14 protein-coding genes are annotated in these 17,646 nt (G+C 59.4%); 11 read left to right on the top strand and 3 right to left on the bottom strand.

Going from position 1 to position 17,646, the window contains the following annotated elements; translation table 11 throughout:
• Positions 1-9 precede the first annotated feature (9 nt).
• Both phnE (ACL2XM_RS19240) and phnE (ACL2XM_RS19235) read left to right on the top strand, forming a co-directional pair.
• The gene (gene phnE, locus ACL2XM_RS19240) at positions 10-873 is read left to right on the top strand and encodes a phosphonate ABC transporter, permease protein PhnE (protein ID WP_410012435.1); all 864 of its coding nucleotides are present in this window, start codon (positions 10-12) and stop codon (positions 871-873) included.
• Positions 873-1,778 (top strand): phosphonate ABC transporter, permease protein PhnE, encoded by a 906-nt coding sequence (gene phnE, locus ACL2XM_RS19235; protein ID WP_413731420.1) that lies wholly within the window; start codon positions 873-875, stop codon positions 1,776-1,778. Before phnE (ACL2XM_RS19240) ends, phnE (ACL2XM_RS19235) begins: the two co-directional genes overlap by 1 nt.
• Positions 1,779-1,807: 29 nt before the next feature.
• Here the strand turns inward: phnE (ACL2XM_RS19235) and ACL2XM_RS19230 are convergent, their stop codons facing one another.
• A complete protein-coding gene (locus ACL2XM_RS19230; protein WP_413731419.1) occupies positions 1,808-2,563 on the bottom strand; it encodes an SDR family NAD(P)-dependent oxidoreductase in 756 nt (251 codons plus the stop codon).
• 134 nt (positions 2,564-2,697) lie between these two features.
• On the opposite strand from ACL2XM_RS19230, the gene ACL2XM_RS19225 reads away from it, so the two are divergent.
• The 5 genes from ACL2XM_RS19225 (at position 2,698) to ACL2XM_RS19205 (ending at position 7,411) form a co-directional block, all read left to right on the top strand.
• Positions 2,698-3,582: an AraC family transcriptional regulator gene (locus ACL2XM_RS19225; protein ID WP_413731418.1), complete on the top strand. Its 885-nt coding sequence runs from the start codon at positions 2,698-2,700 to the stop codon at positions 3,580-3,582.
• A gap of 138 nt (positions 3,583-3,720) precedes the next feature.
• Positions 3,721-4,206, top strand: coding sequence for an Hsp20 family protein (locus tag ACL2XM_RS19220; RefSeq protein ID WP_410012431.1), 486 nt, complete (start codon positions 3,721-3,723; stop codon positions 4,204-4,206).
• Between the two features lie 224 nt (positions 4,207-4,430).
• Positions 4,431-4,763, top strand: a complete 333-nt coding sequence (locus ACL2XM_RS19215; RefSeq protein WP_413731416.1) for a FlxA-like family protein — start codon at positions 4,431-4,433, stop codon at positions 4,761-4,763.
• A gap of 274 nt (positions 4,764-5,037) precedes the next feature.
• Positions 5,038-5,928, top strand: a complete 891-nt coding sequence (locus ACL2XM_RS19210) for an aldo/keto reductase (protein ID WP_410012429.1) — start codon at positions 5,038-5,040, stop codon at positions 5,926-5,928.
• Positions 5,929-6,733: 805 nt separating this feature from the next.
• Positions 6,734-7,411 carry a RibD family protein gene (locus ACL2XM_RS19205; protein WP_410012428.1) on the top strand — a complete coding sequence of 226 codons (678 nt, stop codon included), beginning with the start codon at positions 6,734-6,736 and terminating at the stop codon, positions 7,409-7,411.
• 58 nt (positions 7,412-7,469) lie between these two features.
• Here the strand turns inward: ACL2XM_RS19205 and ACL2XM_RS19200 are convergent, their stop codons facing one another.
• Complete coding sequence (locus ACL2XM_RS19200) at positions 7,470-8,921, bottom strand: amidohydrolase family protein (RefSeq protein WP_413731413.1); 1,452 nt, start codon at positions 8,919-8,921, stop codon at positions 7,470-7,472.
• Between the two features lie 935 nt (positions 8,922-9,856).
• On the opposite strand from ACL2XM_RS19200, the gene ACL2XM_RS19195 reads away from it, so the two are divergent.
• Both ACL2XM_RS19195 and ACL2XM_RS19190 read left to right on the top strand, forming a co-directional pair.
• A complete protein-coding gene (locus ACL2XM_RS19195; RefSeq protein ID WP_413731411.1) occupies positions 9,857-11,056 on the top strand; it encodes a serine hydrolase domain-containing protein in 1,200 nt (399 codons plus the stop codon).
• 136 nt (positions 11,057-11,192) lie between these two features.
• A complete protein-coding gene (locus ACL2XM_RS19190; RefSeq protein ID WP_413731410.1) occupies positions 11,193-12,818 on the top strand; it encodes an alpha,alpha-phosphotrehalase in 1,626 nt (541 codons plus the stop codon).
• Here ACL2XM_RS19190 and ACL2XM_RS19185 read toward each other — a convergent pair.
• On the bottom strand, positions 12,808-14,868 hold the full coding sequence (locus tag ACL2XM_RS19185; RefSeq protein WP_413731408.1) for a TIM-barrel domain-containing protein: 2,061 nt from the start codon (positions 14,866-14,868) through the stop codon (positions 12,808-12,810). The two genes, ACL2XM_RS19190 and ACL2XM_RS19185, sit on opposite strands and share 11 nt — an antisense overlap.
• A 240-nt stretch (positions 14,869-15,108) precedes the next feature.
• On the opposite strand from ACL2XM_RS19185, the gene ACL2XM_RS19180 reads away from it, so the two are divergent.
• Together ACL2XM_RS19180 and ACL2XM_RS19175 are read left to right on the top strand one after the other, a co-directional pair.
• Positions 15,109-16,020 (top strand): LysR substrate-binding domain-containing protein, encoded by a 912-nt coding sequence (locus tag ACL2XM_RS19180; RefSeq protein ID WP_410012423.1) that lies wholly within the window; start codon positions 15,109-15,111, stop codon positions 16,018-16,020.
• Positions 16,021-16,137: 117 nt separating this feature from the next.
• Positions 16,138-17,643 carry a gamma-aminobutyraldehyde dehydrogenase gene (locus tag ACL2XM_RS19175; protein WP_413731407.1) on the top strand — a complete coding sequence of 502 codons (1,506 nt, stop codon included), beginning with the start codon at positions 16,138-16,140 and terminating at the stop codon, positions 17,641-17,643.
• Positions 17,644-17,646: the final 3 nt, after the last annotated feature.

Below are 17,646 nucleotides of genomic sequence, written 5' to 3'. Positions count from 1 at the left end.
CGATGGCCTATGAATACTGATTTCAACCACTATTACCATCAGGTCCGGCGCAAACATAAACGCGACTCGCTGCTATGGTCGGGGGCGCTGGTGGTGCTGTATCTTGGCGCCGGCAATATCGCCGAATTCAACCTGTACGCGGTTTGGGTCGCCATTCCCCACTTTTTCGACTATCTGGCGCAAACCATCCCTGTCCTGCATTGGCGGGTATTGTTCGCCGATCGCCATACCCTGGGCTCGCTGCCTTACTGGGGCTACCGGCTGCCTATCCAGCTGCCGCTGATTTGGGATACCGTGCAGCTGGCGCTGGCTTCGACGATATTATCGGTGCTGGTCGCCAGCGTACTGGCGTTTCTGGCGGCCAATAATACCCGCAGTCCCGCGCCGCTGCGCTTCGCGCTGCGTACGCTGGTGGCGTTTTTGCGCACCATGCCGGAGCTGGCCTGGGCGGTGATGTTTGTGATGGCGTTCGGCATCGGCGCGTTCCCCGGGTTCCTGACGCTGGCGGTGCATACCGTCGGCAGCCTGACCAAACTGTTTTATGAAGCCATTGAGTCGGCTTCGGACAAACCCGTGCGCGGGCTGTCCGCCTGCGGCGCGGGGACATTGCAGCGCATGCGCTTCGGCCTGTGGCCGCAGGTGAAGCCGATCTTCCTGTCCTACAGCTTTATGCGCCTGGAAATCAATTTCCGCCTGTCGACCATTCTGGGGCTGGTGGGGGCGGGAGGCATCGGCCAGGAGCTGATGACCAATATTAAACTCGATCAGTACGATCAGGTCAGCATGACGCTGCTGCTGATCATCCTGGTGGTGGCGCTGCTGGATTATATTTCCGGCAGGCTGCGCAAATGGGTCGTGGAGGGGAGAGGCTGATGCCGACCACAACATTGTCACCGCAGGCGCTGGCGGAATCCAGGCGGCAGCATAAAGATATCTTCGCCCGGCAAAACCGCTACCTGCGCCGGCTGGGCCTGCTGACCGCCGCCGTCGCGCTGTATTATGTTTATTTTTTTTCGGCGTTCGGCCTGCCGTGGCCGCGTTTCCTGCTCGGTTGCCAGCAAATCGGCCATTACATGGCGCGCATGCTGGTTTGGCATGATGTGGCCCACTGGCCGTTTGCCTATTACCTCGGGCAGATCTTCCTCACCATCGCCATTGTCTGGGTCGGCACCCTTACCGCCACCCTGATTGCCTTGCCCCTGTCTTTCCTGGCGGCGCGCAACGTGATGTCCACGCCGGCGCTGCGGCCTATCGCCCTTGTGGTCCGCCACACGTTTGATATTTTCCGCGGTATCGATATGGCTATCTGGGGAATGGTGTTCGTGCGCGCCGTCGGCATGGGGCCGCTGGCCGGGGTGATGGCGATTATCGTGCAGGATGTCGGCCTGCTCGGCAAGCTGTACGCCGAAGGCCATGAGGCGGTGGATAAATCGCCCGGCCGCGGCCTGAGCGCGGTGGGCGCCAACTACGTGCAAAAACAGCGCTTCGGCATCTATACGCAATCGTTTCCCGCCTTCCTGGCGCTCAGCCTGTACCAGATTGAGTCCAATACCCGCTCCGCCGCGGTGCTGGGCTTTGTCGGCGCGGGCGGGGTAGGGCTGGTTTACGCTGAAAATATGCGCCTGTGGAATTGGGATGTGGTGATGTTTATTACCCTGGTGCTGGTGGTAATTGTGATGGTCATGGATAAGATTTCGTCCCTGCTGCGCAAGAAATACATTACCGGTAATGACATCCCCTTATTCCAGGCGCCGCGGATCGCCCGCGAGGTGAAATAACGGCGTCCGGCGGCGCACGGATATCCGCCTCAGATGCCTTGGCCGCCGGAGACCTCGATACGCTGGGCGTTAATCCAGCGGTTGTCTTCAGACAGCAGGCTGGCGATCATCGGTCCGATATCGTCGGGCAGGCCGGCGCGGCCGAGTGCGGTCATCGCGGCGAAAATCCTGTTGATCTCCGGATTGTCCCGCACCGCGCCGCCGCCGAAGTCGGTTTCGATGGCGCCCGGCGCCACGGTATTGACCGCAATCCCGCGGCTGCCCAGTTCCTTCGCCAGGTAGAGGCTTAACACCTCAACCGCCCCCTTTACCGCGGCATAAGCGGCGTAGCCGGGATACGCTACCCGGGTCAGGCCCGAGGACAGGTTCACGATGCGTCCGCCGTCCGCCATGTGCGGCAGCAGCGCCTGGGTCAGGAAAAACACGCCTTTGAAATGGACGTTGACCAGGCTGTCGAACTGCGCCTCGGTCGTTTGTCCGATAGGTGCGTAATCACCATGGCCGGCATTATTGACCAGATGATCAAAGCTGTCGCGCCGCCAGGTTTCGCTCAGCGCCGCCTTCACCGCCGCGGCAAACGGCGCGAAGCCCGCGATATTGCCGGTATCGAGGGGCAGGGCGACCGCCTTGCGCCCCATGGCGTTGATGTCGGCGACGACGGATCGGGCGTCTTCGCCGCGGCTGCGGTAGGTGATGATCACATCCCCGCCGCGGCGGGCGATGGCTAAGGCGCTGCTGCGGCCGAGTCCGCGGCTGGCGCCGGTAACGATGGCGATTTTAGTCATGGGGCACTCCTCTTGATTGGGATGTCCATCATAAGCGGTCCGCCGTGCCTTCATCGTTGCCGAAACCTCGACGTTCTTTGCCTATTCCTCCAAACTGATTTGCCTGCCGGCCGGCGATCGGCTAGCATCTGCGCATGAATGATACCCTGCTTACTGCCGTGCGACGGTATGTCGAGGCTTACGCCGATCCCGCCGGACTTGCCCAGACTCCCATCGCCGGGCTGACCACCATCCGCGCGACCGCGCCCAGCGGACTGGTTTACGATATCTCCCGACCGCTGGTTTGCCTGGTGCTGCAGGGAAGCAAGCAGGTGGCGATGGGAACCCGCGCGTTCTCGTTTCGCGCCGGCGACTCGCTGCTGATCACGGCGGATGTGCCGACGGTAAGCCAGGTTACCGGCGCGAGCAGCGATGCGCCCTACCTTTCGCTGGTGCTGGACCTGGATCTGGCGGTGATAGCGGAGCTGACGGTGGAAATGCAGGCGGACCCGGCAGCCGCCGGGATCCCGGTGCATGCCCAGCCGACCGACGCCGAGGTCGCCGACGCGGCGCTGCGCCTGATGCGCCTGCTGGACCGCCCGGCGGCGGTGCCGGTGCTGCATGCGCAGCTGGTGCGCGAACTGCATTATTGGCTCCTGGCCGGCCGGCATGGCGCGGCCATTCGCCGCCTGGGCTGGCCGGACGGCCATTTCCGGCGCGTGGCGCGCGCCGTCGCCATCCTGCGCACCGGGTTCGCCCAGCCGCTGCGGGTCGATAGCCTGGCGCAGGCGGCCGGCATGAGTCCGTCATCATTCCACCATCACTTTCGCGCCGTCACTTCGCTTTCGCCGCTGCAGTTCCAAAAGCAGCTGCGCCTGATCGAGGCGCGCCGGTTATTGCGCGCGGAAGGTATGACGGCGGGCAGCGCCGCGTTTGCGGTGGGCTACGAAAGCGTATCGCAGTTTACACGGGAATATAGCCGGATGTTCGGCCTGCCGCCGGGTAAGGACACACAGGCGGAAAGACGCGGGGCCCAGTGATTTAATTTGTGATCAATATCACAAAATTTCCCCTTGAAAGCCGTGGTAGCGCCCTTATTTAACTAGCGAAGGCAACAGATGATATTGCCTTCAGGTTTGAGCTTTTGAATGTGCAACTGATATTCAGGAGGTTTAACCATGGCACGCACAACATTATCCGTATTCCCAAGCTTTAACGATGCTATTTTCAGCGATCGGTTCGATCGCATCGACCGGCTGTTCAGCCAACTCACCGGCGACACGCCGCTGTCCACGACGCCGTCTTATGATATACGCCGGCATGGCGACGACCGCTATGATTTAACCCTCAGCGTTCCCGGCTGGAAGGAAGACGAGCTGGACATCAGCGCCCAGGGCGGCACGCTGGTCATCAGCGGTAAACGCAAAGAAGAAAACACCGCTGAAGAACAAGACGGCTGGGTGCATCGCGGCATCAGCCGGACTGATTTCTCCCTGAGCTACCGGCTGCCGGAACATGTCAAGGTTGAAGGCGCCAATCTGGAAAATGGCCTGTTAACGGTGAATTTGCTGCAGGAAATACCGGAAACGGAAAAACCGCGAAAAATAGCGATTGGACAGCGCAACCAGGATGCGCCGAAAGCGCTGGAGCATGATGTGGCGTAACGGTGTTGTCCGCCCGGCCCTGAACCCCGGCTTTGACCGGGGTTCAGACTATTTGCCGCCGCTATGGGGCAAACAGCGTAAAGCGTAGCGCCCCCGTGCGCCGCTTTGCCTTTGTCATCGGGCTTTTTTTACGGTTTCTTTGCGCTTTCTTTGCAATGTGCGCGCTGAAGACGCCCGCAGGGTTGCCGATAACCTACCGGGTGCATAGAAAAAGGAGCCCTACCTTGTCCAATACCATCACATCCTCGGCGTCGGCCACATCGTCCGGGGGCGGCAGCGACGTCGCCGCGCAAATCAAGAATCTTACCCAGCAAATCACCAAATTGACCAAGCAACTGAAAACTGTCTCCCAGTCCAGCCTGACTGCCGACCTGAAACAGGAGCAGCAACAGCTTATTGAGGCGCAAATCAAAATGCTGGAAGCGCAAATTGCTCAACTGCGCCAGCAGCAGGCCGAAAAATCCGTCGGCACGCAAAAAACCGCCGCGACCGACGAGATTAAAGCCGATGGCGTCAATCGCACCGCCGACGCCGATAAGGTCGACGTGTACATCTAAAGCCGCCGTCCGGCCGCCGGGGCGGGCCCGCTTACCACTCCGGCCAGTCCTGCACTATACTTTACCCTGGTTTGCCGGCCGGGGGGTGTTCCGTTCGGCAATAAAAAACCAATTGGTTCAAAAAATCTTGCTAAGCCCGAAGTGTCGCTATAAATTGAACCAATCGGTTCTAAATAGCCACGACGCTGTCGCCTTCGATTTTCATCACCATCCTGTCAGCGCCATAGCGGCACTTAGCGATATTCCAGACACCAACTCCATAAGGGGACCCATTATGAGCACGATTAACGCAGCGGCTTCAGGACAATTTACGCTAGGCGATATTACCATCAACCGGTTGGGTTTTGGCGCCATGCGCATCACCGGCAACGGCATCTGGGGCGAGCCGGAAGATCGGCAGGCCGCGCTGGATACCCTGCGGCGCCTGCCGGAGCTGGGTGTTAACTTTATCGATACCGCCGACAGTTACGGCCCGGACGTCAGCGAAAACCTGATTCGGGAAGCGCTGTATCCCTATGACGGGTTGCTTATCGCCACCAAGGGCGGCTTAACGCGTCACGGCCCGAATATCTGGCAGCCGGTGGGGCGTCCTGAATATCTGCGTCAGGCGGTTTTGATGAGCCTGCGCAAACTCAAGGTGGAGCAAATCGGGTTATGGCAATTGCACCGGGTGGACGCCAAGGTCCCCGAGGATGAACAGTTCGACGCCATTGCCCAGATGCAAAAAGAAGGGTTGATCCGCCACGTCGGGCTGAGCGAAGTCAACGTGCAGCAAATCAAAAACGCCCAGCGCTTTTTCCCGGTGGTCTCGGTGCAAAATATGTTTAATCTGGTGTCGCGCGGCCACGAAGCCGTGCTGGATTATTGTACTGACAACAATATCGGCTTTATCCCCTGGTTCCCGCTGGCCTCGGGCGAGCTGGCCAATCCCGGATCGATACTTGACACCCTGGCGAAGGAAAAAGGCTTTACTCCCGGGCAGATCGCGCTGGCATGGATATTAAAACGCAGCCCGGTCATGTTGCCCATCCCCGGCACCAGTAAGGTAAAACATCTGGAGGAAAACCTGGCGGCGACCCAGGTGCGCCTGACCGACGAGGAGTTTCGCCTGCTTGATGAGCTGGGCCGTAAAGCGCAGCCCTCCCGGGTGCCGGGCAGCAACTGATCCTTCAGGCTGAGGGAAAACCGGCTATTGTCATGATCCTGCGCCCGTCGCGGCGCAGGTTCCTGTCCCGCGCGCGGATTGCACGCTAAGAAATAAGCGGTCCTTATGTGATGCCGGGTTGATGTTATTAATTACAGTGTTGACATGACGATGGAAAGGGGTAGATTGATTATTAACGCAGGCGAAGGCAGTTTTGAAATACTTAATTAAGCCTGTGTTCCAGAAGATGATGCGATAAAGGCAGCGAAGTGGTAAAAATAGTCGTGATTTAAGGTTTGAGTTTGCCAAACGGCGGACGTCACGATGGTAAATAAGGCCACGTAATAAAGCTTTATCATCGCACAATGGGGTCTTAAATGTTAGCGCGATACAGTAAAGCCTTGTAGTTGAAGTGAATATTCGTGATTGTGGGTTTGTAGCCAAATGATTGAGAATATCACGGAGAAAGTAAGGTCTTGTAACAAAAGTATATATCGCGATGGGTGATGTGCTGTGTTAGTCGGTTGGCGTCTGGACTGATTAACCAATATAAGTGTCGGGAAGCTTTTATTCAGTAATATACCGGAGGATAGCTCGTTATAAATACTTAATGTTCCCGTATGAAAATGTACATCGTTAATGTGGTTTGTGTTAAAAAATTGAAGTATTGAATGTTAAATTTTAAATTCGTAGCACCCTGAAAGCCCTGACCTCACCGTCAGGGCTTTTTTCATGTTTTGCCGCCGCGCTGGCGGAGTATTGTCATAATATCCCCAGCCATGATCTACAATTACCTCAGGTTATGACTCCACCGGAGATGTCCATTATGAAACCTTATATCGTATGCCACATGATGTCGGCAGTGGACGGGCGCAGCCTGACGGATGGCTGGAACCTTGACTACGCCTCGGACTTGTATGAATCCACCGCCGCCACCTTTAAGGCCGATGGCTGGATTTGCGGCCGCGTGACCATGCAGGAAATATCCCACGGCACCGATTATCCCAAGAGGCTGGCGAGCACGCCGCTGCCCCGTACCCATTATTTCGCCAGGCGCGATGCCGAACAGTACGCCATATCCATCGATCCGCGGGGTCTGGTGGCCTGGAAAAGCAATACCGCCCTTAACTCACATGTGATTGAAGTGGTGACAAAACAGGTCCCGGACGATTTTCTGGCCTACCTGCGCTCCATTGAGGTGTCCTATGTGTTTGGCGGCGAACTGGAAATTGATTTGGCGGCGGTGGTTACGCTGCTGGCGGCCGAACTGGGCGTGACCAGGCTGATTGTCGAAGGCGGAGCCCATGTCAGCGGCGCTTTTGTCAACGCGGGCCTGGTGGATGAGGTCAGCGTGCTAATCCTGCCGCTGGTAGACGGACGTCCCGGGCGTCCCTCGTCGTTTGAAATTGCCCGCGAGGCCTGGAAAACGCCGAACTACCTGAAGCTCGCATCGGTGGAAAAAACCGATCACGATGGCGTTTGGCTGCGCTATACCAAAATTTAGCCCGGCCGGTAAACGGCCCAATCCACCCATTTACCGGCGGCGCAAAGACGGCCCGGTGCTATTTAGGCAAAATATCTTTATAGATATGGCCGTCTTTCATGATGATCACGAAATTCTTCCCCGGATCCTCGATAAGCTTGATATTTTCCAGCGGGTCGCCGTCCACCAGCAGCAGATCCGCCAGCGATCCTTCCTCCACCGTGCCGAGCCGGCCGGGATAGGGATTGATAAAACCGGATAATCCCATGAGCTCGCCGTTGTCGCCGGTGGCCATTTTCAGCGTTTCCGCCGGGGTAAACCAGCGTACCAGCTTGGCCAGCTGCGCGCCCTGGCGGCTGGCCACCCGCTGGTCGAACAGCGCGTCGGTGCCGAAAGCCGTCTTGATATGGTATTTACCGGCAAGCCGGTAGGCGTTGCCGGTGCCGGCAAATACCTGCTGGGCTTTTTGCCGGGATAGCTCCGTTGGCAGCGGCGAGGCATCCTCATCGTCGAGCAGCGGCTGGATGCTCAGCCAGATACCTTTGTCCGCCAGTAATTTGGCGGTGTCCTCGTCCATCAGCTGGCCATGCTCGATGTTTTTAACCCCGGCGTCCACCGCCTGGCGTATTGCCGCCGGGGTGTAGGCGTGCACCGTGACATAGGTGCCCCAGTTGGCCGCGGCCTCCACCGCCGCGCGAATTTCCGGCACGGTGTATTGTACCGATTCGAGGGGATTGTACTGCGAGGCCACGCCACCGCCGGCCATCAGCTTGATTTGGCTGGCGCCCTGCCTTAATTGTTCCCTGGCCCGCAGGCGGACTTCGTCGGGGCTGTCGGCGATGGCGGCAATGCCCGTGCGTTCAGAAAAGCTTAAGGGGCCGCCAGGCTGGCGGGGCAGCTCGAACATAAAGCGGAAGTCGCCATGGCCGGAGGTTTGCGAGATAAACGCGCCGGAGGGATAAATGCGCGGGCCTGTAATCAACCCTTCGTCGATGGCGCGCTTGAGGCCGAATACCGGACCGCCGAGGTCGCGCACCGTGGTAAAACCGCGCATCAAGGTGTCGCCGGCCTCGTGCGCCGCGCGCATCTGCAGATAGTCCGGACTGGCGGTCATCAGCATCATCTGCGGGGTTGCCGCCATAAACGCATGCCAGTGCGCGTCGATAAGCCCCGGCATCAGCACGCGCCCATTGCCGGCGATCACCTGGGCATGGTCGCCGTTGTCCACGGCGATGGGGTCGGCGGAGATGCGCGCAATGACGCCGTTCTTGACCAGAACGTTGGCCGGACCGGACAGGGCGGTGCTTTTACCGTCAAAGATGCGGACATCCTGGAATAAGGTCACCTCGTGATTGACCGGCGGCGGCGGGGCTTCTCCGGGAATGGCGAAATCGCCTTCATCCGCCAGGGCGGCAGACGAAAATAAATAGAGTATTCCCACCAGGAGCAGCCAGGGATATTTAGAGGTTTTGCCGTAACCTGGTGAAACAGCGCCGGGCCAGATGGACTGACTGTTATTTATTAAGCTCATAGTTATCGATCCTTAAGGATATTCTTGCGGGAACACGCCGCCGGCGGGTTAATAAAAACGCCATTACTCAATAAACTATGTCACGTCGCTGTATTCTGGTCGTCAATCATTTGCCGTATTTGAGATCGGGTGCGCATTAAAAATGGCGGCTTATTTTCCGTTATTAGATAGGTGAATAAATAATATTATTAAGTATGAACTTTGAGGGCCGCAAAAGAGTGTGTTAATACTTAACGTTGTTTTTTATTCCACCGGCATAACCATGATTGCCGCTGAATAAAAGCCATGTCCGCCGCGCCGCGCCGGCTTTTTGCCACCCTGGCTATATAAGGCGCCGGTATGCAATGGCCTGGGATAGTCGTGGGTTAACCCGTTGATTATACTAGGCGGAGGATAAGGCTATACTGATGACATTAAATCATGAGATATTTTTATCTTATTTGGGATACCTTTCCGGCGGATTTAACAGGCCTGCTGATTTATTCGCCGGGCGGCGGCCAGGGCAAAAGTCGCGACCGGACAGATTTTTTTAACCATCGCCTTTCACTGCCGCGCTGGTTGCGGCCTGGCCGGACCGCGGGATAAACAGCCGGCGTAAACCATTCAGGTCTATTTGGCGCAAATTCTGAAGGACCTTCTTAATTTTTCGTCTGCTTCTGCGCATTTTATTATTATGAAGGGAATTATTGCATTTAGTGACCTTTCCCCGTGCCGTATTATTCCCCGCCGGCGGCGCCCCGGGCCGCGCATAGCGCAATTACCGCCCTCACATTAATAAGCGCGCCAGGCGCTGAAAGAATGTCCGGACAGCTATTGCCACCGGAGCGGGCGGGTGGGACAATCGGCGCCCGCCGGCCAGGACGGTAAGCGCGGGCACGTATGAGACAAAATTATTTTTGGAAACAATGATAAAAAATTTAATTAAAATAGGATTAATGTATTCGTGCACATTTGTCCTCTCCGCCTGCGCCACCCTGTCAAGCATGCCCATTGATAATTCGGCCGTCGAGGGCCTGCGCCTTGCCGGCCACGGCGATTTGCGCGCCCAGGTGGACAGCCTGGCGCTGCCCATGATCGCCGCCGGGCAAACGCCCGGCCTGGTGGTCGGCGTGCTGCGGCCCGACGGCGCCATGGCCACCTTTGGTTATGGCGTTACCGATAAGCGCGGGGGATACCCCGTCCGGGGCGATACGCTCTTTGCCGTCGGATCGGTGAGCAAGGGATTCCTTGCCGAGGTGACGGTCATTCTGGTTAATAAGGGCCTCTTGCGCTGGGATGAGACGCTGGAGACGCTATTACCGTCGACCGTGCCGCTCAGCCCGGACGCGCGCAATATTACCCTGCTGCAATTAGTCACCCATACTTCCGGCCTGCCAAGGCAAATGTTTTCCCTAGAGATATTAACTTCTTTCGTTCATTATTTATTTACCGGCGAGAATTTCTACTCTTCGCTGGATAATGACCGGCTGATGGATGCGCTGGCCGGTTTTCATCGTCCCGCCCGCCTGGAACCGCGCTATTCCAACCTGGGCTATGCCTTGCTGGATTATATCCTGCAGCGCCGCGGCGGAAAAAAAGTCACAGAGCTGCTGGCGGAAAATATTACCGGGCCGCTGGGCCTGGAGCATACCGGCTACGACGCCGGCTCATTGCCTGGTTATGCGCGCCGGGCCATCGGCCACGCGGGCGATCAACCCAAGTTTATCCGCCGCGGGCAGGCGGTGCCCGACTGGCATTTTTCATCGTATATGGTGGGCGCCGCCGGGCTGTACACCAATGCCGACGACCTGCTGCTGTATGCGCGCGCACATCTGCGCCCCACCGGTTATCCCGCCTTGGACGCGGCGCTGCGGGACTCCCTTAGCGTACGTTATAGCCGTACGCGGGAAGCCGCGGCGCTGGGCTGGATCGTCGATGATCTCGGCGCGCAGAAAATTACCTACCAGGTCGGTTTTATCGGCGGCTATTCCAGCTATATCGGGCTGGACACGCGGCATAACATCGCGGTGGTGGTGCTGCAAAACAGCTTTAACTGGACCAATAATATCGGCCATCGGCTGCTGCAGCGCATGGGCGAGGCGGAGGATGAAAAGGCCCGCGCGTCGCAAACGCGGGCCACGCCCCCGGCCCATTGACGCCAAAAACGGCGCCATGGCCGGCGCTGGCGACTTTCGCCGGCTTGGCATATACCTAACAGTATCGTGCTTAAACCAGCATCGCGTCGGCGCAGCCGGGAAGGAGGAGCCTCCCGGCGGATATTAAGGGTCTTTTATGAATCATGAGCATAAATGGTGGCATCGTTCCGTAGTCTATCAAATTTATCCCCGCAGTTTTTATGACGCCGACGGCGACGGTATCGGCGATCTGGCGGGCATTATCCGCAAACTGGATTACCTGGCGCTGCTGGGCGTGGGCGTCCTGTGGTTATGCCCGGTATACGCGTCGCCCAACGATGACAACGGCTATGACATTGCCGATTATTACCGCATCATGGACGAGTTCGGCACCATGGACGATATGGATCTGCTGATCGCCGAAGCCGGCAGGCGCGGCATGAAGATCATGATGGACGTGGTGGCTAACCATACCAGCGACGAGCACCGCTGGTTTTGCGAGGCGCGTACATCGCCGGATAATCCTTATCATGATTATTATATCTGGACCAAGCAACCCAACGATCTCATGTCGGTATTTGGCGGCAGCGCCTGGCAATATGAACCACGGCTCGATGAATATTACCTGCATCTGTTCTCGCGCAAACAGCCGGACCTGAACTGGGCTAATCCCCAGGTGCGCCGGGAAATCGTCGATGTGCTGACCTTCTGGCTGGAAAAAGGCGTGGGCGGCTTTCGCTTCGATGTCATCGATTTGATCGGCAAAATCCCTGAACAGCGCATCATCGCCAACGGTCCCCGGTTGCATGACTACGTGCTGGAACTCAATGAAGACGGCTTCGGTCAGTATGACGATATCCTGACCGTCGGCGAAGCCTGGGGAGCCACCCCGCAGACCGGGGTGCGCTGGAGCGATCCCGAGAGCCGGCAACTGAGCATGATCTTCCAGTTTGGCCACCTGACGCTGGATCAGGCCCGGGTCGGTGGCGAAAAATGGGATATCATCCCCTATGACCTGCGTGAGCTGAAAACCGTGTTAAGCCGCTGGCAGACCGAACTGTACGGCCGCGGCTGGAACAGCCTGTTCTGGAACAACCATGACCTGCCGCGGGCGGTGTCGCGGTTTGGCGATGACGGCCGGTATCGGGTTGAAAGCGCCAAAATGCTGGCCACGGTGTTGCACGGCATGGCGGGCACGCCCTATATCTACCAGGGCGAGGAGATCGGCATGACCAACGTGCGTTTTGCCGCTATCGCCGATTACCGCGATATTGAAACCCTGAACATGTACCGCGACCGCCTGGCGGCCGGGTACCGGCCCCATGGCGTCATGGCGGCGATCTACGCCAAGAGCCGCGATAACGCCCGCACCCCCATGCAATGGGATACCAGCGAGCATGCCGGTTTCAGCGCCGGCACGCCGTGGATAAAGGTAAACCCCAACTATTGGGACATCAACGCCTTGTCGGCGGTGGAGGATAAGGATTCGGTATTCCATTATTACCGGCGGCTGGTGGCGCTGCGCAAGACGGCGGACTGGCTGGTCTACGGCAGTTATGAACTGCTGTTGCCCGACCACGGCCAGCTGTTTGCCTATTGCCGGCGGTATGAACGCGAGGAATATCTGGTGTTCGGCAATTTCAGCGGCCTTACGCTTACCATCGACCCGGCGGAACTGCGCCTTGGCGCGCGATCGGTCCCGCTGCTCAATAACTATCCCGACCCGACCCTGGGGGAAAACGGCGTTATCCGCCCGTGGGAAACGGCCATTATCAAGCTGTAGCGCCCGCGTCCGCGTCGATATCCGCCTTGTTCCTGACAAACACCGGAATGGTGTCGATAGGGGTCGCCACCTCGATCCAGGCGCCGCCGGGGTGGGTCCGGCCGGTGAAAAAATCCCGCCAGCGCATACCCTGGGGCAGCGGCGGCAGATAGACGCGCCGGGATGCCATCCCCGCCTCCAGCACCGGCGCCACCAGGATATCCGGCCCGAACAGATACTGATCCTCGATTGACCAGCAGGGCTCATCCTGCGGAAAATCGTAAAACAGCGGGCGCATCACCGGCGTGCCTTTGTCATGGGCCGCCACCATCTGGCGCTGGATATAGGGCCGCAGGCGCTCGCGGATATGCAGCCAGCGCGACAGAATGCGGTAATTCCGTTCGCCGAAGCTCCACAGCTCGTTTGCCGAGCCGCTGTTGCACTGTTCGACGCCGTCGCGGAACTTTTCCGGCGGATCGATTTGCGGCTCGCGACAGCCGTGCAGGCGCATGACCGGGCAGAACACGCCCCACTGGAACCAGCGCACCAGCAGTTCCAGAAAGCCGGGGTCGTGGATGTCCCCGCCCTGGAAACCGCCGATATCCGTCGTCCACCAGGGGATGCCCGCCAGCCCCATATTCAACCCGGCGACCACCTGGATACGCAGTGAAGTGAATGAGGAATGCACGTCTCCCGACCAGGCGAGCGCGTCGAAGCGCTGGCTGCCGGCCCAGGCGCAGCGCACCAGGTTGACGATGCCGGTTTGCCCCTCCCGGCGCTGTCCGTCATACAGGCATTGGGTGAAGTTCTGCGGATAGACATTGCCGACTTCAAGCGCAGTGCCCATGGCATAACGATAATTATCGAAGTGGTAGGTGCGGTATTCCGGCTCCGCCATATCCAGCCAGAACAGGCGAATGCCGATATCGTAGTAGTTTTTTTTGATTTTTTTCCAGACATACGCGCGCGCCTTGGGGTTGGTGGGATCAAAAAACGTGGTGCTGCCGCGCGAGTCGAGATTGATGGGCACCCCGCGGTCGGTGCGCACCAGCAGTCCCTTGGTTTCCATATCGGCAAAACTGTCGGCCCGGCTGTCGACGGTCGGCCAGATGGAGACCATGAGCTCAATGCCCATGGCGCGCAGCTCGTCCACCATGCCCTTGGGGTCCGGCCAGTCGCGTTGATCAAAACACCAGGTGCCCTGGATGGGCCAATGGAAGGAGTCGATCACCAGCACCGATAGCGGCAGCCCGCGCCGCCGGTACTCCCGCGCCACCGCCAGTACTTCCTCCTGGGTGCGGTAGCGCAGCTTCGATTGCCAAAAGCCGGTGGCGAATTCCGGCATCACCGAGACCGTGCCGGTGGCCCGGGCATAGTTTTCCTCGATGGCGGCCGGGCTGTCGCCGGCGGTAATCCAGTAATCCAGCCGGTCGGTGACCCGCGCGCGCCAGACCGTCTGGTTGGCGGCGAAATGGACTTCGCCCACCGCCGGATTGTTCCATAAAAAACCGTAGCCGAGGCTTGAAAGCATAAAGGGCACGCTGGACTGCGAATTGCGCTGGGCCAGCTCCAGCAGGCAGCCTTTGAGATCCAGCATGCCCTGCTGATATTGCCCCATGCCGTAGATTTTCTCGCCGCGCCGCGCTTCAAAAAACTGCGTCAGCTGATATTTGCCGCCGGGAATGGGATTGAACTCCCGCGCCTCGATTTCCAGCGGGCTGATATATTTGTCCTTATCGGTCTCGCCCGGTTCTATGCCGTCGGTGGTGCGCTGGCGCCACTGTTCGGCCAGCAGCAGCTCGCCGCGCTGGTTGTAGAACGCCAGCCGGCCGCGCTTATCGATTTCCGCCCTGATCTTGCCGTTAACCAGGGTCACCCGCCCATCGGTATGCGTGATGACCGGCCTGGATTTTTTTTTCACCGGCAGCAGCGCCCAATCCTGCTGCATATCCAGTTTGGCATAGTAGCTGACCCTGACCCGCAGGCTGTCTTCGCCCCAGGCCTCCATGATTAACTGCTGGCCGCTGGCGCGCCAGTACACCTTATTATTTCTGATGGCAAAGTTAGACATGCGCTACCCCTGTTACCTCCATCCCCTGTTTACTATAGCAACCGCGACGGTAAATGCATGGGCGCGGCCGGGACCGGCACCGGCACCGCTTTGCGCCCCGGGCGGGCGCGGGCGCCGATCGCGGCGTTCGATTTTTCCGAAACTGTCCGGCATGCGCGCTATTTACTGGCTATAGGGTCACCCGCTCTATATAACTATTAGATAAGGTTGCTTATTATTTGGATAACGGGGCGGGCGCTGATGCTGACACTGCGGCAGTTACGTCATTTTATTGCGGTGGCCGAGGCCGGCTCCATTTCCGGCGCCGCCCAGGCCACCTTCGTCGCCCAGTCCTCGCTGACGCTGGCGGTGCAGCAGTTGGAGGAGGAACTGGAGGCGCCGCTGTTCGAACGGCACGCCAAAGGCATGACGCTCACCCATCAGGGCCACCAGTTCCTGCGCCAGGCCAACCTGATCCTGGCGACGGTGGATAATGCCAAATTCAGCGTCAAGCAGGGCATGGCGCGCCTGAGCGGCAACCTGACCCTGGGGGTGACCAGCCTGGTGTCCGGGTATTTTTTAGTGGATATGCTGACCCGGTTCCGCGCCTGTTATCCCGAGGTGACGGTGCAGATTATTGAAGATGAACGCCGTTATATCGAGCATCTGCTGGTCAACGGCGAGATCGATATCGGCGTGCTGATCTTAAGCAACCTGGAGGACCGCCACGCCCTGCAGACCGAAGTGTTGGTCCATTCCCCGTACCGGTTATGGCTGCCGCCGCTGCATCCGCTGTTGGAGCAGGAAGCCATTTCCCTGGGCGATGTGGCGCCCTATCCGCTGGTGCAGCTCAACGCCGATGAAATGGAAAGGCACGCCAGGCAAATCTGGGCCAGGGCCGGGCTGCATCCCTGCATCGCCATGCGCACCGCGTCCACCGAGGCGGTGCGCAGCATGGTGGCCGCCGGGCTCGGCGTGTCGATCCAGCCGGACATGGCCTACCGTCCCTGGTCGCTGGAAGGCAGCATGATTGAGGCCCGCCAGTTGTCGGATCTGAATGAACATCTCAATATCGGCCTGGCCTGGCGGCGGGGCAACAGCCGGCCGGAGCTGGTGACGCCGTTCCTGGCGCTGGCGCGCGAAAAGACGTCGGCGCGCAAGGTTTCGCTTTAATCGAACGGGGCGTTCGTTATTTAGAATTTGTCGCTGGCAGGCCTGCGGGATAGTCTCAATGTGTAAGCAATTGTACCTACGTTGTTAACACCCGCGCCAATCCCCGAGGGCAACGCCGTGACCGACCTTTCCCTGTTAAGCGAGACCCGTTGGCTCAACTTCATCGACGGCGCAACCGTCGCCGGCGAAGGTGCCGCGCAGCCGATTATCAATCCCGCCACCGGCGCGGTCATCCTTGCGCTTAACGAAGCCGGCGAGGAGCAGGTGATCGGCGCGGTTAACGCCGCGCATCGCGCCTTTGCGCACTGGTCCGCCACCACCCCGGCCTTTCGCGCCGGCATCCTGCTGGAGATCGCGGCCGTCATCGACCGCCACGCCGGCCTGCTGTCCGGGCTGGAAGCGCTGAACTGCGGCAAGCCCCTGCACCAGGCGCGGCAGGACGATATCGCCGCCGCCGCCGACGTGTTCCGCTTTTTTGCCGGGGCAGTGCGTTGCCAGCAAGGGCAATTGGGCGGGGAGTATATCGCCGGCCATACCTCGATGCTGCGCCGCGACCCGCTCGGCGTGGTGGCCTCCATTGCGCCCTGGAACTACCCGCTGATGATGGCCGCCTGGAAAATAGCCCCGGCGCTGGCGGCGGGCAATACGTTGGTCTTCAAGCCCTCCGAACATACCCCGCTATCGATCCTGGCGCTGATGTCCCGGCTGGACGGCCTGCTTCCCCCCGGCGTGGTTAATGTTATCTCCGGCCGCGGCGAGACCACCGGCGCGGCGCTGGTCAATCATCCCCTGGTGCGCATGATTTCCGTGACCGGCGATACCGTCACCGGTCAGAAGATCCTCCAGGCGGCGGTCGGCGGCATCAAGCGTACCCATCTTGAGCTGGGAGGCAACGCGCCGGTGATTGTCTGCGACGACGCGGATCTGCAGGCGGTGGTGGAGGGGATCCGCCGCTATGGCTATTACAACGCCGGCCAGGACTGCACCGCCGCCTGCCGCATCTACGCCCAGGCCGGCATCTACTCCCGGCTGGTGGACGCGCTGGGGGAGGCGGTGGCCGGCCTGCGTTATGCCCGGCCCGATGATGCAGACAATGAGCTTGGTCCGTTGATTTCTTCGCGTCAGCGCGACCGGGTGGCCAGTTTTATCGAACGCGCGCTGGAGCAGCCGCATATCTCCCTGGTCACCGGCGGCCAGGCCCACGCCGGCCCCGGCTTTTATTACCCGCCCACGCTGCTGGCCGGCTGCCTGCAGCACGATGAGGTCATCAAAAAAGAGGTGTTCGGCCCGGTGGTCAGCGTCACCCGCTTCGAGGATATCGCCCAGGCGCTGGCCTGGGCCAACGACTCGGAGTACGGCCTGGCGTCCTCGGTCTGGACCCGTGATGTCGACCTGGCGTTTTTCCTGGCCTCGAAGCTGCAATACGGCTGTACCTGGATCAATACCCATTTCACCCTGGTCAGCGAGATGCCCCACGGCGGCCTGAAGGGTTCGGGCTACGGCAAGGATCTTTCCGGCGAGGCATTGCAGGAGTACAGCGTGGTGCGCCATATCATGGCCAAATTCGATACCCGTTTTCCCACCCGCCCCCCGACCCCGAGACAGGAGACAGGCAATGAATAAAAT

This window comes from Sodalis sp. RH20 (assembly GCF_047324205.1).
Taxonomy (GTDB): domain Bacteria; phylum Pseudomonadota; class Gammaproteobacteria; order Enterobacterales; family Enterobacteriaceae; genus Acerihabitans.
The sequence above is the reverse complement of the archived record's forward strand: the minus strand, read 5'-3'. Positions and strand labels throughout refer to the sequence as shown.